Annotated in this window: 1 rRNA gene; it reads right to left on the reverse strand. The window is 41.0% G+C overall.

Annotated features, from left to right (window positions below):
* A 23S ribosomal RNA gene (locus ACYVKA_RS13510) occupies positions 1 to 529 on the reverse strand; the annotation flags it as partial.

The raw sequence follows: 529 nt of genomic DNA on the forward strand, positions 1-529 counted from the left end.
TGACACCATTACTGATATATATTAATATTAAAACTGTTATCTAAATTAGTTTTTCTCATCGATCACTCCTATCGGAGTTCATTAAGTCCTCGATTGGACGTACAAGCCGCCAACCGGGGTAATTTTAAAAATCTTAGAGGCCGTTACTTTACTCATGGAGGTTGAGCCTAGCCATGAAACCCTTCTGCTTTCGGCGAGTGGGATTTTATCCACTTTTACGTTACTCATGTCAGCATTCTCTCCTCAGTTATGTCCAGATAAGGAAACCCTATCCTTCAACCATGTCCTGAGTGTTCCGCTACCCTCCAACATTCTTTATAATGTTGGGACAAGATCTCGGTATACTACTTAGACCCGATACATTGTCGGTGCCCTTGAAACTTATAAATACAGACCATTGAGCTATTACGCTTTCATTAACGGATGGCTGCTTCCAAGCCCACCGAATGGTTGTGTAATTTCATGGACTACCTTAATTTCACTTAGTAGTATTTAGGGACCTTAATTCTTGTTCTGGGCTGTTTCCCTC

It is taken from the genome of Luteococcus sediminum, assembly GCF_054783495.1.